Consider the following 1,907-nt stretch of genomic DNA (forward strand, 5'->3'; position numbering starts at 1 on the left):
ATGGGATCAGGTGGTTCCAATGCTCTATGGTCGTCAAGAAATTCTGTAGCCGGCTCGTTGTTTGGGCAACGCTCCAGCGAATCGGGTATGTGACAGCTCTCGGTGTTTTGTGCGTGGCAAACTTTCGGTTCACTTCGTCTTCATACACCGCAATCTGCTCATTCGACGCAAATTGCTTGGGTGTTATATGGTCAAGCCTCACGGGCAATTAGTATGGGTTAGCTCAACGCCTCACAGCGCTTACACACCCCACCTATCAACGTCGTAGTCTTCGACGGCCCTTCAGGGAACTCAAGGTTCCAGTGAGATCTCATCTTGAGGCAAGTTTCCCGCTTAGATGCTTTCAGCGGTTATCTTTTCCGAACATAGCTACCCGGCAATGCCACTGGCGTGACAACCGGAACACCAGAGGTTCGTCCACTCCGGTCCTCTCGTACTAGGAGCAGCCCCTCTCAAATCTCAAACGTCCACGGCAGATAGGGACCGAACTGTCTCACGACGTTCTAAACCCAGCTCGCGTACCACTTTAAATGGCGAACAGCCATACCCTTGGGACCGGCTTCAGCCCCAGGATGTGATGAGCCGACATCGAGGTGCCAAACACCGCCGTCGATATGAACTCTTGGGCGGTATCAGCCTGTTATCCCCGGAGTACCTTTTATCCGTTGAGCGATGGCCCTTCCATACAGAACCACCGGATCACTAAGACCTACTTTCGTACCTGCTCGACGTGTCTGTCTCGCAGTCAAGCGCGCTTTTGCCTTTATACTCTGCGACCGATTTCCGACCGGTCTGAGCGCACCTTCGTACTCCTCCGTTACTCTTTAGGAGGAGACCGCCCCAGTCAAACTACCCACCATACACTGTCCTCGATCCGGATAACGGACCTGAGTTAGAACCTCAAAGTTGCCAGGGTGGTATTTCAAGGATGGCTCCACGCAAACTGGCGTTCACGCTTCAAAGCCTCCCACCTATCCTACACAAGCAAATTCAAAGTCCAGTGCAAAGCTATAGTAAAGGTTCACGGGGTCTTTCCGTCTAGCCGCGGATACACTGCATCTTCACAGCGATTTCAATTTCACTGAGTCTCGGGTGGAGACAGCGCCGCCATCGTTACGCCATTCGTGCAGGTCGGAACTTACCCGACAAGGAATTTCGCTACCTTAGGACCGTTATAGTTACGGCCGCCGTTTACCGGGGCTTCGATCAAGAGCTTCGCTTTCGCTAACCCCATCAATTAACCTTCCGGCACCGGGCAGGCGTCACACCCTATACGTCCACTTTCGTGTTTGCAGAGTGCTGTGTTTTTAATAAACAGTCGCAGCGGCCTGGTATCTTCGACCGGCATGGGCTTACGGAGCAAGTCCTTCACCCTCACCGGCGCACCTTCTCCCGAAGTTACGGTGCCATTTTGCCTAGTTCCTTCACCCGAGTTCTCTCAAGCGCCTTGGTATTCTCTACCTAACCACCTGTGTCGGTTTGGGGTACGGTTCCTGGTTATCTGAAGCTTAGAAGCTTTTCTTGGAAGCATGGCATCAACCACTTCGCGTCCTAAAGGACACTCGTCATCAGCTCTCGGCCTTGAGATCCCGGATTTACCTAAGATCTCAGCCTACCACCTTAAACTTGGACAACCAACGCCAAGCTGGCCTAGCCTTCTCCGTCCCTCCATCGCAATAACCAGAAGTACAGGAATATTAACCTGTTTTCCATCGACTACGCTTTTCAGCCTCGCCTTAGGGACCGACTAACCCTGCGTCGATTAACGTTGCGCAGGAAACCTTGGTCTTTCGGCGTGGGTGTTTTTCACACCCATTGTCGTTACTCATGTCAGCATTCGCACTTCTGATACCTCCAGCAAGCTTCTCAACTCACCTTCACAGGCTTACAGAACGCTCCTCTACCGC

The 1,907-nt window shown here is 52.5% G+C and carries 1 rRNA gene; it reads right to left on the bottom strand.

What is annotated here, in order from left to right:
* Nucleotides 1-187 precede the first annotated feature (187 nt).
* Nucleotides 188-1,907, bottom strand: a 23S ribosomal RNA gene (locus K675_RS0111900); the annotation flags it as partial.

This window comes from Pseudomonas fuscovaginae SE-1, from assembly GCF_000364705.1.
GTDB classification, from domain to species: Bacteria; Pseudomonadota; Gammaproteobacteria; order Pseudomonadales; family Pseudomonadaceae; genus Aquipseudomonas; species Aquipseudomonas fuscovaginae_A.